The organism is Mesorhizobium sp. 2RAF45, from assembly GCF_052115225.1.
Taxonomy (GTDB): domain Bacteria; phylum Pseudomonadota; class Alphaproteobacteria; order Rhizobiales; family Rhizobiaceae; genus Mesorhizobium; species Mesorhizobium jarvisii.
The window spans coordinates 493,620-511,956 of sequence record NZ_JBFRGG010000001.1; the positions used below are offsets into that span (position 1 = coordinate 493,620).

Annotated in this window: 16 protein-coding genes; 7 read left to right on the top strand and 9 right to left on the bottom strand. The window is 63.8% G+C overall.

Annotated elements, in window-relative coordinates:
- Positions 1 to 93: 93 nt before the first annotated feature.
- The 8 genes from AB4Z43_RS02465 to AB4Z43_RS02500 form a co-directional block, all read right to left on the bottom strand.
- Positions 94 to 852, bottom strand: coding sequence for an FkbM family methyltransferase (locus AB4Z43_RS02465; protein ID WP_441935735.1), 759 nt, complete (start codon positions 850 to 852; stop codon positions 94 to 96).
- Complete coding sequence (locus AB4Z43_RS02470) at positions 849 to 2,081, bottom strand: hypothetical protein (protein ID WP_441935737.1); 1,233 nt, start codon at positions 2,079 to 2,081, stop codon at positions 849 to 851. The genes AB4Z43_RS02465 and AB4Z43_RS02470 overlap by 4 nt, the downstream gene beginning before the upstream one ends.
- A 10-nt stretch (positions 2,082 to 2,091) precedes the next feature.
- Entirely contained in the window at positions 2,092 to 3,522 is a 1,431-nt protein-coding gene (locus tag AB4Z43_RS02475; protein WP_441936152.1) for an aspartate aminotransferase family protein, read from the bottom strand.
- 103 nt (positions 3,523 to 3,625) lie between these two features.
- A complete protein-coding gene (locus AB4Z43_RS02480) occupies positions 3,626 to 4,633 on the bottom strand; it encodes an NAD-dependent epimerase/dehydratase family protein (protein ID WP_441935739.1) in 1,008 nt (335 codons plus the stop codon).
- Positions 4,630 to 5,064: an EamA family transporter gene (locus AB4Z43_RS02485; RefSeq protein ID WP_019858723.1), complete on the bottom strand. Its 435-nt coding sequence runs from the start codon at positions 5,062 to 5,064 to the stop codon at positions 4,630 to 4,632. Before AB4Z43_RS02485 ends, AB4Z43_RS02480 begins: the two co-directional genes overlap by 4 nt.
- 124 nt (positions 5,065 to 5,188) lie before the next feature.
- Positions 5,189 to 6,538 (bottom strand): FAD-binding oxidoreductase, encoded by a 1,350-nt coding sequence (locus tag AB4Z43_RS02490; RefSeq protein WP_441935742.1) that lies wholly within the window; start codon positions 6,536 to 6,538, stop codon positions 5,189 to 5,191.
- Positions 6,539 to 6,540: 2 nt separating this feature from the next.
- Positions 6,541 to 7,974, bottom strand: a complete 1,434-nt coding sequence (locus AB4Z43_RS02495) for a UbiA family prenyltransferase (protein ID WP_441935744.1) — start codon at positions 7,972 to 7,974, stop codon at positions 6,541 to 6,543.
- 226 nt (positions 7,975 to 8,200) lie between these two features.
- Positions 8,201 to 8,464: a hypothetical protein gene (locus AB4Z43_RS02500; RefSeq protein ID WP_027046960.1), complete on the bottom strand. Its 264-nt coding sequence runs from the start codon at positions 8,462 to 8,464 to the stop codon at positions 8,201 to 8,203.
- Between the two features lie 214 nt (positions 8,465 to 8,678).
- On the opposite strand from AB4Z43_RS02500, the gene AB4Z43_RS02505 reads away from it, so the two are divergent.
- From AB4Z43_RS02505 to AB4Z43_RS02515, 3 genes are all read left to right on the top strand, one after another.
- Positions 8,679 to 9,278, top strand: a complete 600-nt coding sequence (locus tag AB4Z43_RS02505) for a hypothetical protein (RefSeq protein WP_441935746.1) — start codon at positions 8,679 to 8,681, stop codon at positions 9,276 to 9,278.
- The gene (locus tag AB4Z43_RS02510) at positions 9,251 to 9,490 is read left to right on the top strand and encodes a helix-turn-helix transcriptional regulator (protein ID WP_441935748.1); all 240 of its coding nucleotides are present in this window, start codon (positions 9,251 to 9,253) and stop codon (positions 9,488 to 9,490) included. Before AB4Z43_RS02505 ends, AB4Z43_RS02510 begins: the two co-directional genes overlap by 28 nt.
- Positions 9,491 to 9,610: 120 nt before the next feature.
- Positions 9,611 to 10,501: an NAD(P)H-binding protein gene (locus AB4Z43_RS02515; protein WP_441935750.1), complete on the top strand. Its 891-nt coding sequence runs from the start codon at positions 9,611 to 9,613 to the stop codon at positions 10,499 to 10,501.
- 12 nt (positions 10,502 to 10,513) lie between these two features.
- Here AB4Z43_RS02515 and AB4Z43_RS02520 read toward each other — a convergent pair whose 3' ends face one another.
- A complete protein-coding gene (locus AB4Z43_RS02520) occupies positions 10,514 to 13,003 on the bottom strand; it encodes a mechanosensitive ion channel family protein (RefSeq protein WP_441935752.1) in 2,490 nt (829 codons plus the stop codon).
- Between the two features lie 183 nt (positions 13,004 to 13,186).
- Here AB4Z43_RS02520 and AB4Z43_RS02525 point away from each other — a divergent pair, with 183 nt between their 5' ends.
- The 4 genes from AB4Z43_RS02525 to AB4Z43_RS02540 are packed head-to-tail and all read left to right on the top strand — an operon-like array spanning position 13,187 to position 18,337.
- Positions 13,187 to 14,446 carry a sarcosine oxidase subunit beta gene (locus AB4Z43_RS02525; RefSeq protein ID WP_441935754.1) on the top strand — a complete coding sequence of 420 codons (1,260 nt, stop codon included), beginning with the start codon at positions 13,187 to 13,189 and terminating at the stop codon, positions 14,444 to 14,446.
- Between the two features lie 9 nt (positions 14,447 to 14,455).
- Positions 14,456 to 14,752, top strand: coding sequence for a sarcosine oxidase subunit delta (locus tag AB4Z43_RS02530; protein ID WP_019858730.1), 297 nt, complete (start codon positions 14,456 to 14,458; stop codon positions 14,750 to 14,752).
- Complete coding sequence (locus tag AB4Z43_RS02535) at positions 14,749 to 17,757, top strand: sarcosine oxidase subunit alpha (protein ID WP_441935757.1); 3,009 nt, start codon at positions 14,749 to 14,751, stop codon at positions 17,755 to 17,757. The genes AB4Z43_RS02530 and AB4Z43_RS02535 overlap by 4 nt, the downstream gene beginning before the upstream one ends.
- Positions 17,750 to 18,337, top strand: coding sequence for a sarcosine oxidase subunit gamma (locus tag AB4Z43_RS02540; protein WP_202359757.1), 588 nt, complete (start codon positions 17,750 to 17,752; stop codon positions 18,335 to 18,337). Before AB4Z43_RS02535 ends, AB4Z43_RS02540 begins: the two co-directional genes overlap by 8 nt.

Genomic DNA, 18,337 nt, shown 5'->3' on the forward strand with positions numbered 1-18,337 from the left:
CAATATGCAGACGACAGGCACGGCGCTACCGCCTGTTTGCGACACGCCGCAGGTGCGGCGCGACCCGATCCGGATCGGAGAAAACGCCAGCCGTCAGGCGAAGGCCCAGACGTCCTCGGCCTGGAAGCCGACCTGGTAGCCCGCTGTCTTCAGTTTGACCACGACCTGGCCAATCTCGTTGGCCGGCAACGCGCCGACCTCGACCTTGATCATGCCCGGACGGTAGCGTTTCAGATCAAGTTGTTCGAAGACGATCCAGTCGGCGCCCTCACAATCGACGAGAAAAGCATCGATATGGCCGATGCCGTTGCGGTCGAGCAGCGTCTGCAGCGTTTCCGACGGCACCTCGATATCCCTGAGGTGCGGCGCGAATTTGTTGAAATTGGCATCGGCCTCGCCCCAGGCATTCTTGCCCGACATCAGATTGGTGTCGGTGACCGAGGAGCAGCCGATGAACTCGATCGGCAGCGTGCCGGCCTCGAGCGCCGCGGCATCGAAAGTGTGGACGGTGATCGTGCCCTTGGTTTTTGTGACGGCCACCGGCTCGATGATGAAGCGGCCCGTGTCGGGATAGTTGGCGCGCAGCCGCTTCTGATTGTAGGGGATCGGCTCGACCAGCATGGCGCGGGCGCCGGCGATCCTGTGCAGCCACGGCGTGACATCGTCGAAGAGCGCGCCGTCGCAGGCGCCGACATTGACCATCTGGAACGGCTGCCCTGCCCCGCCGAAGCGCGCTTTCAGCGCCGCCTTCGCCAGGAATTTCGTGCCGCGCAGCGACGGCCCGCGATCGAGCAGGCCGGAGGGAAGGCCGAGCGACAAGGCGATGCGCGCCAGGCTGGATAGCGAACTCATGGCTTGTCTCCCGGAATGATGTGCAAGGCCGCGCGATGCTGGCCGCGGACCGATGCTGCCCACAGCGCCATGAACGGCGTTGCCAGCAGCAGAAAGGGCGGGATCAGATGCGGGAAATAGATACGCGTGTCATGGATCGGAAAGACCGTGAACTTCGCCAGAGCGCCCAACACCAGCGCCGCGAACAAAATGCCGGCGCGCCGATCAAGGCGGAAGCCGGCGCGGCCGGCGGCGAACCAGCCGGCCAGCGCCAGCACCGAAACGCCGACCCAGCTGTTCAGATTGACGGCGCGCAGCAGGGACGTTGCAAACGCCTTGAGATAGGCGGTGACCGAGAACGCCGGCTCGAACGCGTCCATATTGTAGTGCTGCTCGATGCTGGAGAACCACAGATGCGGCCACCAGCCGGGATGCTGGGCCCAGTGCGAAATGGTGAAATAGGCGACGAAGGATGCGGCAAAACCGGCCAGCGCGCCCCACGCCTTCTGCCGGCAAGCGACCAGCAGCACCGCGAATATGGCAAGGAAAACAATATTATCCGGCCGCACCATGAAGGCAAGGAACAGCAGGATCGCCGTCGCCGCCTCGCGGCCTCTGACATAGGCGTAGAGCCCGCCAAGCAGCAGCGCGGAGGTGAGCAGGTCCGGCGTCGAAGCACGCGCCGCATCGCCGAAATCGGCCATGATCAGCACCGCGCCGATTACCGGCGCTAAGGCCAGGGCCGTTTCCCTGTGCAGCCAAAGCAGCGCGATCGCGCCGAACAGCAGCACCGAAAACACCTGTACCAGCCGCATCGCCTCGACCGGCGACATCACCGCGCTCAGCGTCGACAGGATCTCGGCATAGAGGAATTTTATCCGGTACATGCCGAGCAGCGAATGGAAGTCGGCGGCATTGTCCACCATGTGGCTGCGGAAGCCGCCGCCATCATCGGTCAGCGCCTTGTAGTCGCCCGCCGACACGCCTGATTTGACGGTGCTGTAGGCATAATCATGCAGCGCCTGCGCGTCGGGACAGGTGCCCTCTTCGGCGACGGCAAGGTAGGGCAGCATGTCCCAATTGGCATCGGGCATCACCCATGCCGTGAACGCGGTCAGAAGGATGTAGAGCGCGAAGGTCGCCGCACCGATGGGGGCTGCCAGCCTGGCATAGGTCCCCTCGCCCCACGCCAGGCCGGTCTCGGTGAGCCGGTCGAGCGGGTTTTTCGCAGCGGGAGACTTGGTCAGCATCTTTTTGTGCTCAACGGACCTGGCTTTTGACGAAATCCTTCACGATCGACACGATGCCGCGCGACAGCAAGCTGTCGAAGGCATCGGCGAAGCGGTCGACATGCTCGCGCTGGCAAATCAGCGGCGGCTCGAGCCTAATGACGTTGCGATTGTATTCGGTGAAGGCGACGAGCACGTCGTAGTCGCGCAGCAGCAGCGCGCCGACGAAACCGGACAGCGAGCCCTTCAGCTTGTCGTCGAGCACGCTGACCACCGGGCGCAGCACCATCGGCAAGGTCTGCGAGAAGTCGTGGAACTCCAGCCCGACCATAAGGCCTTTGCCGCGCACGTCCTTGATGATCTTCGGGTACTTTTCCTTGAGCGCCTGCAGCCGCTGCAGCAGATAGTCGCCGGTGACGGCGGCGTTGTCGATCAGCCCCTCGTCATAAAGCACGTTGAGCGCCTCGATCGAGGTGACGCAGGCCTCACCCATGCCGCCAAAGGTTGCCATGGCATGGATCATCGCCGTTTTCGGCGTGCCATAGGCCTTCATGTAAACGTCGCGCCTGGCGATCATCGCGCCGACCGCCGCCTTGCCGCCGCCGAGCGACTTGGCCAGTGCCGTCACGTCGGGAACGACACCGTAATGCTCGAAGGCATAGAAGCGGCCCGAGCGGCCATAGCCGCATTGCACTTCGTCGGCGACCCACAGCACGCCATGCTGGTCGCACAGCGCGCGCAGCTTCTGCCAGTATTGCGCCTCTGCCTGGATTATGCCGCCGCCGCCCTGGATGGTTTCGAGCACGATGACGCCGACCTCCGGATCGCTGCGGAACAGGCGCTCGACCGCCTCGATGTCGCCGAAGGGAATACGCACCGTATTGTCGGCCACCTTGAAATCGGCGCGGTAGAGCTGGCCGTCGGTGATGCCGAGCACGCCCTTGGTCTTGCCGTGGAAGGAATTCTCGGCATAGACCACCTTCGGCCGCTTCGGGCCGGCAGCGCGTTCAGCGAGCTTCACCGCCGCTTCCATCGCCTCTGAGCCGGACGAGCCCAAGAACACCATGTCGAGATCGCCGGGCGAGCATTTGGCGAGGTTGTGTGCGAGCGCTGCCGCATATTGCGACATGAAGGCGATGGCGATTTCCTGGCGCTTCTCCTCCTGGAATTTTTTGCGTGCGTCCAGGATACGTGGGTGGTTGTGGCCGAAGGCCAGCGAACCGAAGCCGCCGAAGAAATCGAGGATCTTGCGGCCGTTCTGGTCGATGTAGAACATGCCTTCGGCACGCTCGATCTTGATCTTGTGGAAGCCGAGCAGCTTCATGAAATGCAGCTGGCCAGGATTGAGATGCGCCTTGAACAGGTCGGTCATGCGTGCCACGTCCATCGCCTTGGCCTGCTCGACACTGATCAGATCGGGCTTGGCTATTGCTGCGGGCGACAGTGCCGGCGCGCTCACCATGGTGCGCGCATTCGTCTGCTCGGGCTTGGCCATGACGGTCATTTCAATCTCCTGTCCGCGCTGACCACCAGCGTCGTGCGCTATGAATAGTTTGGCGGGCCCGCTACTCGGCGGGCACATGTTTGGTGGCGACAGCAGGCCCGGCCTTCTTGGCGCGGTATTCGCTGTAGGCAGCGATCAGCATGTCCTCGTCGCGATATTGCGGCACCCAGCCGAGCTGGCGCTCGGCCTTCGACACGTCGAGCACGCACTCCTCGTCGGCGATCAGATATTGCTCCGGATCCATGATCGGCATGTTCATGAGATCGAGCAGGTCGAGCGTGCGCTTGACCGCCCAGCCCGGCGTCGGCAGCAGGATCGACTTCGACCCGGCATGGCGGATGAGGTCGCCGAGCAATTTCTTCACCGGCGGCGGGTTGAGCGAGCCAAGATTATAGGCCTCGTTGGGCACGCCGGCCTTCCAGGCGGTGCGGGCAGCTTCCGCGCAATCGAAAACAGAAATGAACTGATAGGGGTTTCTGCCCGAACCGATCATCGGCACCGGAAGGTTCCAGTCGATCAGCTTGAACAGTTTTTCGAGAATGCCGAGCCGGCCGGGGCCGATGATCAGGCGCGGCCGGAACAGCGAGATCGACATGCCGCGCGTGCGCCATTCGGCGGCGAGTTCCTCGGTCTTCTGCTTCGACCAGCCATATTCGCCGAGCGGCGCGACGGGGTGCTCCTCGGTCATCGGCTGGGTGACCGTGTGGCCGTAGATCATGTCGGTCGTGTAGTGGACGAGCCTCGGCGCACCAACCCTGTCCATGGCCTGCATGATGTGCTCGGTGCCGTGGAAATTCACCGGGAAGAAGAAGTCGTGCCGCTTGGCGCGCACCTGGATCGGCGACAGCATCTTGGCCGACAGATTGTAGACCATGTCGTCGGCCTTCAGCCCGACGGCGGCGACCGAGGCCGGATCGGTGACGTCGCATTGGACGAACCGGACGTTGCGGTAGTGCGCAAGGTCGCTCCTGGCGATGTCGGCGACGATGACCTCTTCGCCATCGGCGACAAGCTTGGGCGCAAGGTGGCGGCCGACGAAGCCGTCACCGCCGAAAATCACATGTCTCATCGAACGGTCTCGTTTGCAGGGATCTTGTCGGGCGCGATGGAAGCGGTCTGGTCCTCATGCCCTCGCCCGCTTTGCGCGATCAGCACCGTGCCGACGCAGATGAAGGCAATGCCGGCGATGCGCCAGCCATTGAGGTCCTCGCGAAAGACGAAATAGGCGAAGATGGCGACGGCGACATAGGCGAGGCTAAGGAACGGATAGGCAAAGGAAAGCTCGACCTTGGACAGCACATAGAGATGCGAGGCCATGGAAATCACGAAGGTGCAGAGCCCGAGGAACACCCAGGGGCTGAAGACGATCTGCAGCAGCTTGACGAGCGGATTGACGCCCTCGAACGAGATCGGGCCAAGCGACATCATGCCTTGCTTCAGCATGAGCTGCGCAGCGGCATTGGTCATGACTGTAAAGAGAATGAAGACGATATATTTCATGCTTGCGCGCCCATCCCGTGATTTCCAGTAATACAAACCCGAAAAGATTTCGTGAACTCACAAGACTGTTTTGAGTAAACCTTGCGATTAACCGTTCGCTAACCACGATTCATTCCATTTTTATCTATTCGGCGGCCTCAACGCCGCGCCGCCGCAGGTCGATGCTGCCGGCCGAGCGCGCCCAGAAATCGGACATGAAGGCAGGGTCGCGCAGCGCTTCCAGCCTCGGCCAGTCCGCAAAGGAAGCAGCAAGGATTGCCGCACCCATGCGCGCATCCTTGTAGGGATTGACCGCCCCGCCGGCCGCGACCGTGATACGGTCGAGTTCGCCAAGCAGGGCAAGCGTCGCCGCTCCCTTGTTGGGGAAATCCAACGTCAGCGTATAGCCAGGCCTGGGGAATGACAGCAGCGCCGGCGAGCGGATCGAACCGAAGCGTTTCAGCACCGTGAGGAAGGACCCCTGCCCGGCTCGCCGGGCAGCCGCGAGCAATTCCGGCACGACGCTGCGCGCGGCCTCTTCCGGCACCACGCTCTGGTGCTGGAACAGCCCTCTGGGGCCATAAAGCCGGTTCCAATCACGCACGCCGTCGAGCGGAAAGAAAAAACCGTGGTAGCCGGTCTGGCGCGGCGCGGTCGCCTGGCCTTTCTTCCACCGGTAGGCGGCGTTGAAAGCGGTCAGGAACGGCCGGTTGAGCACATTGAACGGCGGTTGGAACGGCACGGAAAGATTGCCGCCGGCGCGCGAGGCCGCATGCGAGCCATGCTCGGCATGGTTGCCGGTGAACAGCAGCCCGCGCCCGCTGTTGCGGCCGCCGGCGAGTTGATCGATCCAGGCGACCGCATATTCGTTGGCCTGGTCCGCCGCCGCGGCCAGATCGAAGAATTCGCCGAGATCACGAAACGGCGTCGTCTTCTCGACGATGTCGAGCGAAGGCACCCGCATCAGCCGGATCGAGGCCGAGAGCATCAGGCCAGTCAGGCCCATGCCGCCGATGGTCGCCGCGAGCAGGCGCGGATTGTCCGTCGCCGAGCAGCGATAGGTCTTTCCATCGGACCGCAGCAGCGTGAAGCTTTCGACATGGCAGCCGAACGTGCCTCGCCGGTGATGGTTCTTGCCGTGCACGTCATTGGCGATGGCGCCGCCGAGGGTGACGAATTGCGTGCCCGGAACCACCGCCGGAAAGAAACCGTAGGGTGCGGCGTGCGCGATGATATCGGACAGCAGCACACCGGCATCCGCTTCGAGCACGCCGGTCTCGGCGTCGAAGGCGCGGATGCGGTTCAGCGTCCGCATGTCGACGACCGCGCCGGCCTGGTTCTGGCAGGAATCGCCGTAGGAGCGCCCATTGCCATAGGCGAGCAGCGAGGCTTCCTTCGCCTGACCGCCCTTCAGCAGCGCGATGGCTTCGTCGGCGTTGATCGCGCGTGGTGCCGGCGGCGTGGCAAGGCCAAAGCTCAAAAAGCGTTCGGCCATGCCTACCAGCCCCCGATGACCAGCAGCACGGCGCCGATCAGCACCACGATCTGGCTGCGCCAGTCGCGGATGATGAAGACGACCGGGTCGTCATTCATCTCGTCGCGGCGCGCCAGGATCCAGACGCGCATGGTGAGGTAAAGCACGATCGGCGGCAGCGGCCAGATCAGCCACGGATGCGGGTAAAGCTCGCGCACCGCGACACTGTCCATGTAGAGCGCCAGAACCAGCGCCGAGGAGAAGGCGGAGGCCATGCCGGCCTGGGCGACGATCTCCTGGTCTTCCGTGCGGTAGCCACGGCCGGCAATGCGTTCGCCGGGTGGAATGGCGGTTGTGCGCAGTTCGACGAAGCGTTTCACCAGCGCCAGCGACAGGAAGAAGAAGATCGAGAAGGCGAGCAGCCAGAACGAGACGGCGACGCCGGTCGCGGCCGCACCGGCGATCACTCGGATCGAGTAGAGGCCGGCCAGCGTCAACACGTCGACAAGCAGCATGCGCTTGAACGACAGCGAATAGGCCGTCGTGACGACCATGTAACCGCCAAGCACGGCCAGGAATTCAGGCGACAGGAACAGCCCGGTACCGACGCCGATCGCCAGCAGCACCGCGATCGCGCCTAGACCGAACGGGATCGACAGTGCGCCGCTGGCGAACGGCCTGTTGCGCTTGGTGACATGCTTGCGGTCGAGCGCCAGATCGAAGAAATCGTTGAGGATATAGATCGCCGACGCCACCGCGCTGAATGAGACGAACGCCAGCAGGCATTGCCAGATCATGTTGGTGTTGAAATATTCGTGCGACAGCACCATCGGCACGGCGATCAGCGAGTTCTTGAGCCACTGATGCACGCGCAGCATCTTGATGATGGTCCGCAAGGTCGGCTTCGGCGCCGGCATGGTTTCGGCGCCATGCGCTGCTTGCCAGCGCGCCGCATGGCGGTCGGGCGCGACGACGATTGCATTGCGCGCGGCGTCGAAGACCTGGAGATCATGGCGGCTGTTACCGGCATAGTCGAAGCCGCCATCGCCATAGGCTGATATCAGCGAGGCGCGCTTCTTGCCGGATGTGAGGTTGTCTAGGCCGTCGGTCGCCAGCACCCGCTCGAAGATGCCGAGATGGGCTGATATGGCGTCGGCGAATTTGCGCGGCGTGCCGGTCGCCAGCACGATCTTGCGGCCTTCGCCGTGCTCGGCGCGCAGCCGGTCGAGCAGCGGCGCGCGATAGGGCAGCGTCGCGGGGTCGATATCGATGCGCTGTGCGATCGCCTGCTTCAGCCGCGCCGGCCCGCCGGCGGCCCAGAACGGCACCAGAAAGATATAGAGCGGGTTCTTCTTGAGGAGGAGGAACAAGCCTTCCCACAACAGGTCGGTCGCGATCAGCGTGCCGTCGAGATCGACCGCAAGCGGTATTGCGTTCCTGTCCGACCGCGCATCCATGCCCGTCCTGCCCTGCCAGCGTATGATCCGGAAAACCGGAATCCCGTTGCGCGCCGCTTTTCGGCGTCTTGACGCTGGTATAGCGAGGGATGGCGTAGCGAACGTTAAAACGCCTGGTTGCAGGCGGCTGCCGCGGCGGTATTTCCGGCGTCATTGTTAAACAAGCGCTACCGGAAACGATAAAAGGCCGAGCAAATGCCCGGCCTTTCCAATCATGCCGCCTGGGTTACTTGATGCGGGCGACGCCGCCCGAGATTTCGACGGTTTCCGAGCCGGTCAGGGCTTCAAGGTCACCGTTCGGCAAGGTGACGAAGCAGCCGTTCTGGCAGAATTCGACGGTTTCACCACCGGCCAGCGCAAGGTCGGTCTTGCTGCCGCCTTCCGTCACGACCAGCGTGCGGGTCTCGGCGTCCTTGTTGACCGCGCTGGCGGCATGGGCCGAGCCGCTCACGGCGAGCAAGGCCACGGCAGTGACGAGAGACTTCCACATGTTGCAATATCGGTGTTCCCACCGCCTCTGTTGCATTTCGCAAGGCATTTTCGCCCTTTGCATGGGAGCTTATATGAGATGGAAGCTGAACCGCAACTGAATGCCGCATTCATGCCGCAATTGGTTTTGGCCTGTCCGCAAGCATACGCCCGACCCTGTTAATTTCGCCGGCCGACACGATATGATGCCGAGGCAGCAACGCGAAAAAGAGACCATGCACGACAACTGGCTTGAAACGATCGGCGTTGGCGTTGAGTCGCGAAGGATTGCCGCGGGGCTGACCCATTATGTACCCGCATCCATCAACCATCGGCTTGGAATCCACGTCGGAGCGCCGGTCAACGCGTCGTGCCATTGCGATGGAAAACATCACCGCCGGGTCCAGTCGGACGGCGACATCGATATTGTGCCCGCCGGGCTCGATGGCGACTGGAAGGATGACGCGGACTGCACCATCCTGCGGCTGTGGGTCAGTCCGGCGCTGGTTCGGCGCGCTGCCGAGGACCTCGATATCGACCCGGACAGGGTCGTCGTCAATCCGCAGTTCCAGCGCCGCGATGCGAGGATCGAACACATCGCCCATGCGCTGGCGACCGGTCTGAACCCTGACGTGCCATCCGACCGGCTGTATTTCGAAAGCCTGGCCAAGGCGCTGGCGGTCCAGATCATCCAGGGCGCTTCAAAGCCGGAAGCTCCAGCCAGACAAATGCTCTCTTTCGGCCAGAAGCGCAGGCTGACCGATTTCATCGAAGCGACCAGGATCTTTCGCTGGATGAGATGGCGCAAGTGTCAGCCATCAGCGTCTCGCATCTGAAAGTGCTGTTTCGCCGCACCTTCGGCATGCCTCCCCACCAATATGTCATCCGTCGCCGGGTCGAACGGGCCAGGACCTTGCTGCATCAGGGGAAAATGCCGCTCAGCCAGATCGCGCTGGAAGCGGGCTTCACGCATCAGAGCCACATGGCGCAAAGCATGAAGCGCATCCTCGGCGTCACGCCGGCCGCCCTGATCCGTATGCAGCGGTAAACTGCAGTCCGGCGCCGCGCTTTGGCTTTCGAAGCCAATCGTCCGTTCTTGCGCTCCAGCATCCAAATCTGAGCGACCCAAGCCCGCCCATTCGGCATTCCTGACGTCCCACTGGTCAGGATGAAGGACACGGGCATGTTTGTTGTGTTGGGCGCGGCAGGAAAGATCGGACGGGCCACGATTGGTGCGCTTCGCAGGCATCACGTTCCACTCATAGCCGTGGTGCGAAACCCGTCGCAGGCCGAGGAGTTCCGTGCGCTCGGTTGCGAGGCGGAGATTGCCGATCTGCGCGATACGCCGGCGTTGGCGCGGGCAACAAGGGGCGCCACCGCCGTTCAGGTCATCTGTCCAACCAGCGTCCGCGCCGATGATGCTTCGGCGGAGATGGAAGCCACCATTCGATCCGTTGTGAATGCACTCGATCAAGTCAGACCGCAAAGAATTCTGGCGATCTCGGACTATGGCGCCCAGCTTGCCGCCGGCACCGGCATCACGCTCACGTTCCATCATTTGGAAACGCAGTTGAGGACGATACCGGCAGCCCTGACGGTGCTGCGTTCCGCCGAGCACATGCAGAATTGGGACCGCTTGGTCGGCCGGGCAATCGAGACCGGCGTGCTGCCGAGCCTGCACCATCCCGTAACAAAATCCTTCCCGACGGTGTCGGCCGGCGATGTCGGGCTGATGGCGGCGGATCTCCTCCTTTCGGGCAGCGGCGATGCGCTGCACGTGGTCCACGCCGAAGGGCCAAATCGCTACAGCGCAGCCGATGTGGCGCGAACGCTTGGCGACATTGCCGGCCGCGCGATCGTCGCGCGCGAATTGCCAAGGCAGGACTGGGTTCCCGCCCTCATCGGCGGTGGCATCGGCACGAGTTATGCCGGACTGGTCGCCGCGATGTTCGACGCCCACAATGCCGGCCGCATCGATGTCGAGCACGGTGTCGGCGAAGTCAGACGCGGCAAGACCGATCTTCGCCCGGCGCTGGAGGCGTTGGTCGCGAGAAGCTGACGGCAACCGGCCCTAGCTGGGATCGGGCTTGCGCGCCTTGCGTCCAGATTTGGCGAGTTTTTTCGCTTCGGCCGCGGCTTCCACCTTTGCCTGTTCCTGTTCAGCGAAGTCGGCCTCGATCTTGTCGTCGTCGGTTGGCCAGGCCTTGGGCTTGTTCACCTCGACGACAGCGCGTGGCGTCGACGGGATCTCGATATGCAGGTCGCTGAACTTCTCCAGCACGGCAAAACGAATGTCGTTCTGCACGACGCTGCCGTTCATGATATCGGCCAGGAACACGCGGATTTCGAACTCGAGCGCGGCCGCGCCAAAATTGGAAAACAGCACGAAGGGCTCGGGGTTCTTAAGCACCATCGCATGGCTGCGCGCGATTTCCAGCAGGATGGCATGCACCTGCTTGACGTCGCTGCCATAGGCGACGCCGACCTTGATCTCGACACGGCCGAGCTTGTTGCGGTGCGTCCAGTTGCCGACGGCGTTGTTGATCAGGTTTGAATTGGGCAAGATCACCGACTGCCGTTGGAAAGTCTCGATCTCGGTGGCGCGCACGCTGATCTTCTTGACCGTGCCGCTGACGTCGCCGGCGACGATCCAGTCGCCGACCTTGAACGGCCGCTCGGCCAAAAGGATCAGGCCGGAGACGAAGTTGGAGACGACATTCTGCAGGCCGAAACCGATACCGAGGGAAAGCGCGCCGGCGACCAGAGCCAGGCTGGAGAGGTCGATACCCGCCGCCGATATGCCGACCAGCCCCGCCACGGCGACGCCGGCATAGCCGACCGCCAGCCGGATCGAATTGCGCACGCCCGTATCGACCTTGCCGCGCGCCATCACCGACCCGTCGAGCCAGCCCTGGAACCAGCGCGTGAGGAAATAGCCGATGATGAAGACGATGATGCCCGAAAGGATGCCAGTGACCGAAATCGTCACCGAGCCGATGGTGATCCCGGTCGCCAGCTTGTAGGCCCAGGCCTGGATGTCGCCGGGCTGGAAGCCCCACATCAAAAGGATCAGTGGCAGGAAGACCAGCACGATCATCAAATTGATGGCGACACTGACGACAAGGCCGAGCTGGTCGAGGGCGGCGTCCTCGTAGCTGGAGTTGGCCGACAGCCAGCGCCCGACAGTGGTGTTGGCGAACGCCCCCTCCTCGCCGATCGCCTGCGCCGACAGGAAGCCGATATAGGCGGTGATCAGCGCCGTACCGGTGACCACGACCTGCAGCGAGACGAACAGGGCAAGGCCGATATAGCCAAGCAGGGCGGCGGCGATGGTGAACAGGCCAAGCGCCAGCGCCAGATAGCGCAGCCAAGCCGGCCACGGCCGCCAGCTTCCGTCGCGTGCCTTGAACGGCCGCAGCATCGCCATCAGAATCAGGATGATGCCGACGACAATGGTGGCGACGAAACTGCGGGCGATGGTCAGCGACAGTGGCGAGCCCATCTTGTCGTTGATGATCGACAGGAAATTGTTGACGCCGATGACCACGGCCATGGCGGTTGTCAGCCGCACCAGCCAGCGCGCCGGGCCGGTTTGGACGGGAATGAGCCGCCAGTTCGGCAGCCGCGGCTCAAGCGCGGCATTGGTCAGCCGGTTGACGCAGAACACCACCGCGATGACGGCCGCCAGCGCATTCAGGAAGACGCCGATGTCGCCGCGCAACACATTGTAATAGTTGAAAAAGAACACCGTGGAGGCCAAGAACACGCCGACCGCCAGCGTCGGCAGCAAGGTCGACCAGAAGGCTACAGACAGGCGGCTGAGATAGGACGGATCCTCGACCGTCGGATCAGCTTCGAATATACGCCCGAACAGCCGCCTGCCGCCGACCAGCAGCACCAGCGCCAGCCCGAGCGCCACGAAGGTTGCCGCGAGGACGGCCTGGAACTTGAACTTGAAAGCGAAACTCAGCCAGGACGACACCGCCTTGTAAAAGTTGGCGTATTCGTCCCGGGCGTCGGAAAACACCTGTGGGCTCAGCGCCTCGGACAGTGCGTAGCGCTTGGTCAAAAAGTTGCGGAACTGCTCGCTGCGCATATTGCCGATCTTGTCGATCAGCCCGCTGATGCGGATCGACAGGTTCTGCGCGCTGGCGACGACCGCGTTGATCTCGGCCTTTTCCGACGCCAGCGCTTGGCGCTCGCCGGTCACGATGTCTGGCTCCTGCGGCTGGCCCGCGGCCGGCGGCGGGCCTAGCACCTCGATGCGATTGTTGATGTCTGTAAGCCGCGGACGAAACGCCACCGCGCTGGTCAGCGCCGCCCGCGACAGATCCTCCAGTTGCAGACGGATGTCCACGAGCGAGGCGTCGTCCTCACCGTCCTGCTGCATCTTCTTCTCGAGATCGTCCGTCTTGGCCGTCAGGCCCTGGATGACTTTCTGCTGATCGGTGATCAGGCCGACGGAGCCCTGGCCAAGCGCCTGCGCCATCGCCTCGAACGAAGGCGACGCCGAAATGACCAGCGTGAAAACCAAAAGGAGGCGAAGCAATCTCAAAAACATGACTATTGGCGACTCACGGACGGCAACGGCATTTAAAAAGCCTGTCCTTGATAAAGACGGCCATATCGTCGGGCAAGCCGTCGCATCGCGGCGTCGGCCAGTCGAAAGGCCATGGCGCAATATTGGCTTTGCGGATGCGGCCTGCTCTATAGTCTGCCGCATCGCCCGAACCGGATGACAATGATGGCAGAGTACTCGGCCTTTTCGCTGCTCGCGAACGCGCTCAAGGGAAACAAGGACTGGAAGGCGGCTTGGCGCAAGCCGGACCCGAAGGCTTCCTATGACGTCATCATCATTGGTGGCGGCGGCCACGGGCTGGCGACCGCCTACTATCTGGCCAAGGAGCACGGCATCACCAATGTCGCGGTGCTGGAAAAGGGCTGGCTCGGCTCCGGCAATGTCGGCCGCAACACAACGGCCGTGCGCTCGAACTACCTGTTGCCCGCCAACACCCGCTTCTACGAACATTCGATGAAGCTATGGGAGGGCCTGTCGCACGAACTCAACTACAACGTCATGTTCTCGCGGCGCGGCTGCCTGAACCTGGCGCATACGCCGGCGCAGTTCGACGACTATGCCAGGCGCGGCAACGCCATGCGCCATCTCGGCGTCGACGCCGAACTGATGACGCCGGCGCAGATCAAGCGCCTGATCCCGGCGCTCGATATCTCCAGCGACGCACGCTTTCCCGTCGTTGGCGGCCTGATGCAACGGCGCGCCGGCACCGCCCGTCACGATGCGGTGGCCTGGGGTTATGCGCGCGGCGCCGACCGGCGCGGCGTCGACATCATCGAGAATTGCGAGGTCACCGGCTTCCTGCGCGATGGCGATCGCGTCACCGGCGTCACCACCTCGCGCGGCGACATCAGGGCCAAGAAGGTGGCGGTCGCCGTGGCCGGCAGCACCGGACGCGTCATGCGGTTGGCCGGCATCGAGACGATGCCGATCGAGAGCCATGTGCTGCAGGCCTTCGTGACGGAATCGCTAAAACCCTTCATCGACACGGTCGTGACCTTCGGCATGGGCCATTTCTATATGTCGCAGTCCGACAAGGGCGGCCTTGTCTATGGCGGCGATATCGACGGCTACAACAGCTATGCCCAGCGCGGCAACTTGCCCATCGTCGACGAGGTGATGAGCGAGATGCTGGCGCTGTTTCCGGGCCTTGCGCGTGTGCGCATGCTGCGTTCGTGGGGCGGTGTCTGCGACATGTCGATGGACGGTTCGCCGATCATCACCACCGGTCCCCTGCCCGGCATGTATCTCAACTGCGGCTGGTGCTACGGCGGCTTCAAGGCGACGCCGGCCTCCGGCTGGACCTTCGCCTGGACCATCGCCAAGGATGAGCCGCACGATTTCAACGCGCCGTTCACCCTCGATCGCTTCCACCGAGGCCTCGTCATCGACGACAAGGGCCAGGGCGCGAACCCCAGGCTGCATTAGGAATATTCGATGTTGATCACCTGTCCCTATTGCGGCCCGCGCGACGTCATCGAATTCACCTATCAGGGTGACGGCAACCGCGAACGTCCCGACCCGGCCTCGCAGAATTTCGAGGCGTGGAACGCCTATGTCTATGACCGGCTGAACCCGGCCGGCGACCACAATGAGATTTGGCAGCATTCCGGCGGTTGTCGCACGCATCTGCGCGTCGTGCGCAACACGCTGACGCATGAGATTTCGAGCGTCGCCTTCGTGCGCGGCGATCATGCCTCAACCGCGCGCCGCAAGGCGGAGGACAAGGCATGAGCCCGCGCCGCACCGACACTGGCGGCCGCATCGACCGGCTGAAGACGATCCGCTTCACCTTCGACGGCGTTGCCTTTACCGGCCATGCCGGCGACACGCTGGCCTCAGCGCTGCTGGCCAAGGGCGTCACGCTTTTCGGCCGCTCGTTCAAATACCACCGTCCGCGCGGCCTGCTGACCGCGGGCGTCGAGGAGCCCAACGCGCTGGTGACGGTGCTGAAGGGCGAGGTGCGCGAGCCTAACATTCCAGCGACCATGGTCGAGATTCATGATGGGCTGGTGGCGATCAGCCAGAACCGTTTCCCTTCCCTGGCCTGGGATATCCATGCCGTCAACCAGCTCGGCGGCAAGATCCTGTCGGCCGGCTTCTACTACAAGACTTTCATGGGGCCGGTGATGGGTCCGCTGAAAGGCACGCATTTCTGGATGTTCTGCGAGCATTTCATTCGCCGCGCCGCTGGTCTGGGCAGCGCCGGATCGGCGAAGGATCCCGCCCGCTACGAACGCATGAACGCTTTTTGTGACGTGCTGGTGGTCGGCTCCGGCCCGGCCGGCCTGATGGCCGCCAAGGCCGCCGCCGATCAGGGCGCCCGCGTCATGCTGGCCGATCTCGAGCCGCGTTTTGGCGGCTCGACCAACTGGTCGGACGAAACCATCGATGGCGCGCCGGCCGCCGATTGGGCGCGCCGCACCGTCACCCAGCTCGAAGGCCGTGACAATGTCCGGCTTTTGCCGCGCACCACGGTGTGGGGCTATTACGACAACAACACGCTTGCCGCGCTCGAACGGGTCAGCGACCACAAGGAGCAGCCCGCCAAGGGCGAGCCGCGCCATCGCTATTGGGCGATCCGTGCCAGATCGGTGGTGCTGGCCACCGGCGCCTTCGAACGGCCGCTGGTCTTCCCCGGCAATGACAGGCCGGGCGTGATGCTGGCGCATGCGGCGGAGCGCTATGCCAACGAGTTCGGCGTGCTGCCGGGCGAGCGGATCGCGCTGTTCACCAACAATGACAGCGCCTATCGCGCGGCCGTCGCCCTGAAGAAGGCCGGTGCGGCGATCGTTGCCATCGCCGACGTCAGGTCCGAGCTTTCGCCAGAGATGCGCAAGCTGGCCACGGAAGCCGAGGCCGAGATCTTTGCGGGCCATGCCGTGGTCGCCACCGAGGGCGGCAAGGCGCTGTCCGGCGTCAAGGTTCAGCGTTTCGACATGGTCACCGGCGCGCTCACCGGCGATGAGCGAAGCATCCATGCCGACTGCCTGCTGATGTCCGGCGGCTGGTCGCCGACCATTCATCTGGCCAGCCAGGCCGGCGCCAAAGCGGAATGGAATGCCGCACGCCAGGCCTTCCTGCCGCCGAAGCCGGCGCAGCAATGGCCAACACAGCAGTGGATTGGAGCCGGCGCTTTTACCGGCAATTTTTCCACGGCCGAGGCGATCGCCGAAGGCCGCGCCGCCGGCCTTGCAGCGGCCGGTGGAACGAGCACGCCGGCGGCATTGCCCACGGTCGAAGCCGTCCACGGAGATCCCGATCCGGCGCCTGTGTTCGAGATCAGGGCCAAGGGCAAGAGCTTTGTCGACTTCCAGCATGACGTGACGGCGGAGGATGTCCGGCTGGCGCACCGCGAAGGCTTCGTCTCGGTAGAGCATCTGAAGCGCTACACCACGCTCGGCATGGCCACCGACCAGGGCAAGAGCTCCAACGTTCCCGGCCTCGCCATCATGGCCGAGGCGCTGGGCAAGCCGATCCCCGAAGTCGGCACGACGCGCTTCCGGCCACCCTTCGCGCCCGTTTCGATCGGCTCGCTGGCGGCGGAGCGCTTTGGCGACCTGAAGCCGGAGCGGCTGACGCCGATGCATGATTGGCACCTCGCCAATGGCGCGACCATGTATTCCGCCGGCCTCTGGTACCGGCCGATGATCTACGGGCTTTCAGGCGAAACGATCGAGCAGGCCTATGTGCGCGAAGCCAAGGCGACGCGTGAAAGTGCTGGCATCGTCGATGTCTCGACGCTGGGCAAGATCGCCGTGCAGGGCCCCGATGCCGCCGCGTTCCTCGACCGCGTCTACACCAACATGTTTTCGACGCTCGCCGTCGGCAAGGCGCGCTACGGGCTGATGCTGCGCGAGGACGGCTTCGCTTTCGACGACGGCACCACCTGGCGGCTCGGCGAACAGGATTTCCTTATGACCACCACGACGGCCAATGCCGGCAAGGTGATGCAGCATCTGGAATACTTCCTCGACGTGATCTGGCCGGACCTCAAGGTTCACGTCACTTCGGTGACCGACGAATGGGCGGGTGCGGCGATCGGCGGCCCGAAAGCCAGGCAGATCCTCGCCGCCTGCGTCACCGGCACCGCGGTCGACAATGCGACACTGCCCTTCATGGGCATCGTCCATGGCCAGATCGCAGGCGTGCCGGTGATGATTTGCCGGCTTTCCTTCTCCGGCGAAATGGCCTTCGAGGTCTATTCCGGCGCCGGCCATGGCACCCACGTCTGGGAAGCGCTGATCGAAGCCGGCAAGCCGTTCGGCCTGGTCACCTACGGGCTCGAGGCGCTGGGCACGATGCGCATCGAGAAGGGCCATGTCACTGGCGCGGAGATCGACGGCCGCACCACTGCGCGCGACCTGCATCTCGACTGGATGCTGTCGAAGAAGAAGCCCTTCATCGGCTCGGCGATGATGGACCGCGAAGGCCTGATCGCGTCCGATCGGTTGGAACTGGTCGGCCTGATCGCGCTCGACAACCGGCCGCTCAGTGGCGGCGCGCACATTGTTGAGGCGTTGGACGAGGCCAATCCGCACGGATCGATCGGACACATCACCGCCTGCTGCTATTCCCCGGCACTCGGCAAACATATCGCGCTGGCGCTGGTCCAGGGCGGCAAGGCGCGACACGGCACGCGTGCCCATGTCTCCGATCCCTTGCGCAATAGGTTCGGACCGGTCGAGATCGTCTCCAACCATTTCTACGATCCGGAAGGGACCCGCATGCATGGTTGAGCGCCAATCCCCCCTCGAGCCGGAGTTTCATGTCGGCTCGCATGGCAATTTCGAGCATGGCGTCGAGATCCTGCTGACCGAGACGAGGCCGGGCTCGATCGTTCAGCTCGCCGCCTGGCCGGGCGAGGAGAAGAAACTGATCGCTGCCATCCGCAGCGTCACCGGGCTGGCGCTGCCGGACGGCGCCGGCGGGGGCTCGAGCGACGGCGTGAAATCGGTGTTCGGCTTCGCGCCGGGAAAATTCACCGTGGCCGACGAGGCGGAAGGGCTGGCCGCGGCTTTTGCCAAGGCGGTGACGCCTGCCATCGGCACGGTGACGGACCTGTCCCATGGTCGCACCGCCATCCGCATCGCGGGGCCGAAGGCCGAATGGGTGCTGGCGAAATTCTTCGCCATCGACTTCGCGCTGCCGGCCTTCCCAGTCGGCGCCGGGCGGTCGACCGCTCACCACGACGTCTTCGCCCAGATTCAGCGCACCGGCGCCGACCAGTTCGACATCTACGTCTTCCGCTCCTTTGCACGTTCGTTCTGGAAGGCGCTCTGCCATGCCAGCGAGGAAGTCGGCTACGAGGTGCAGTAG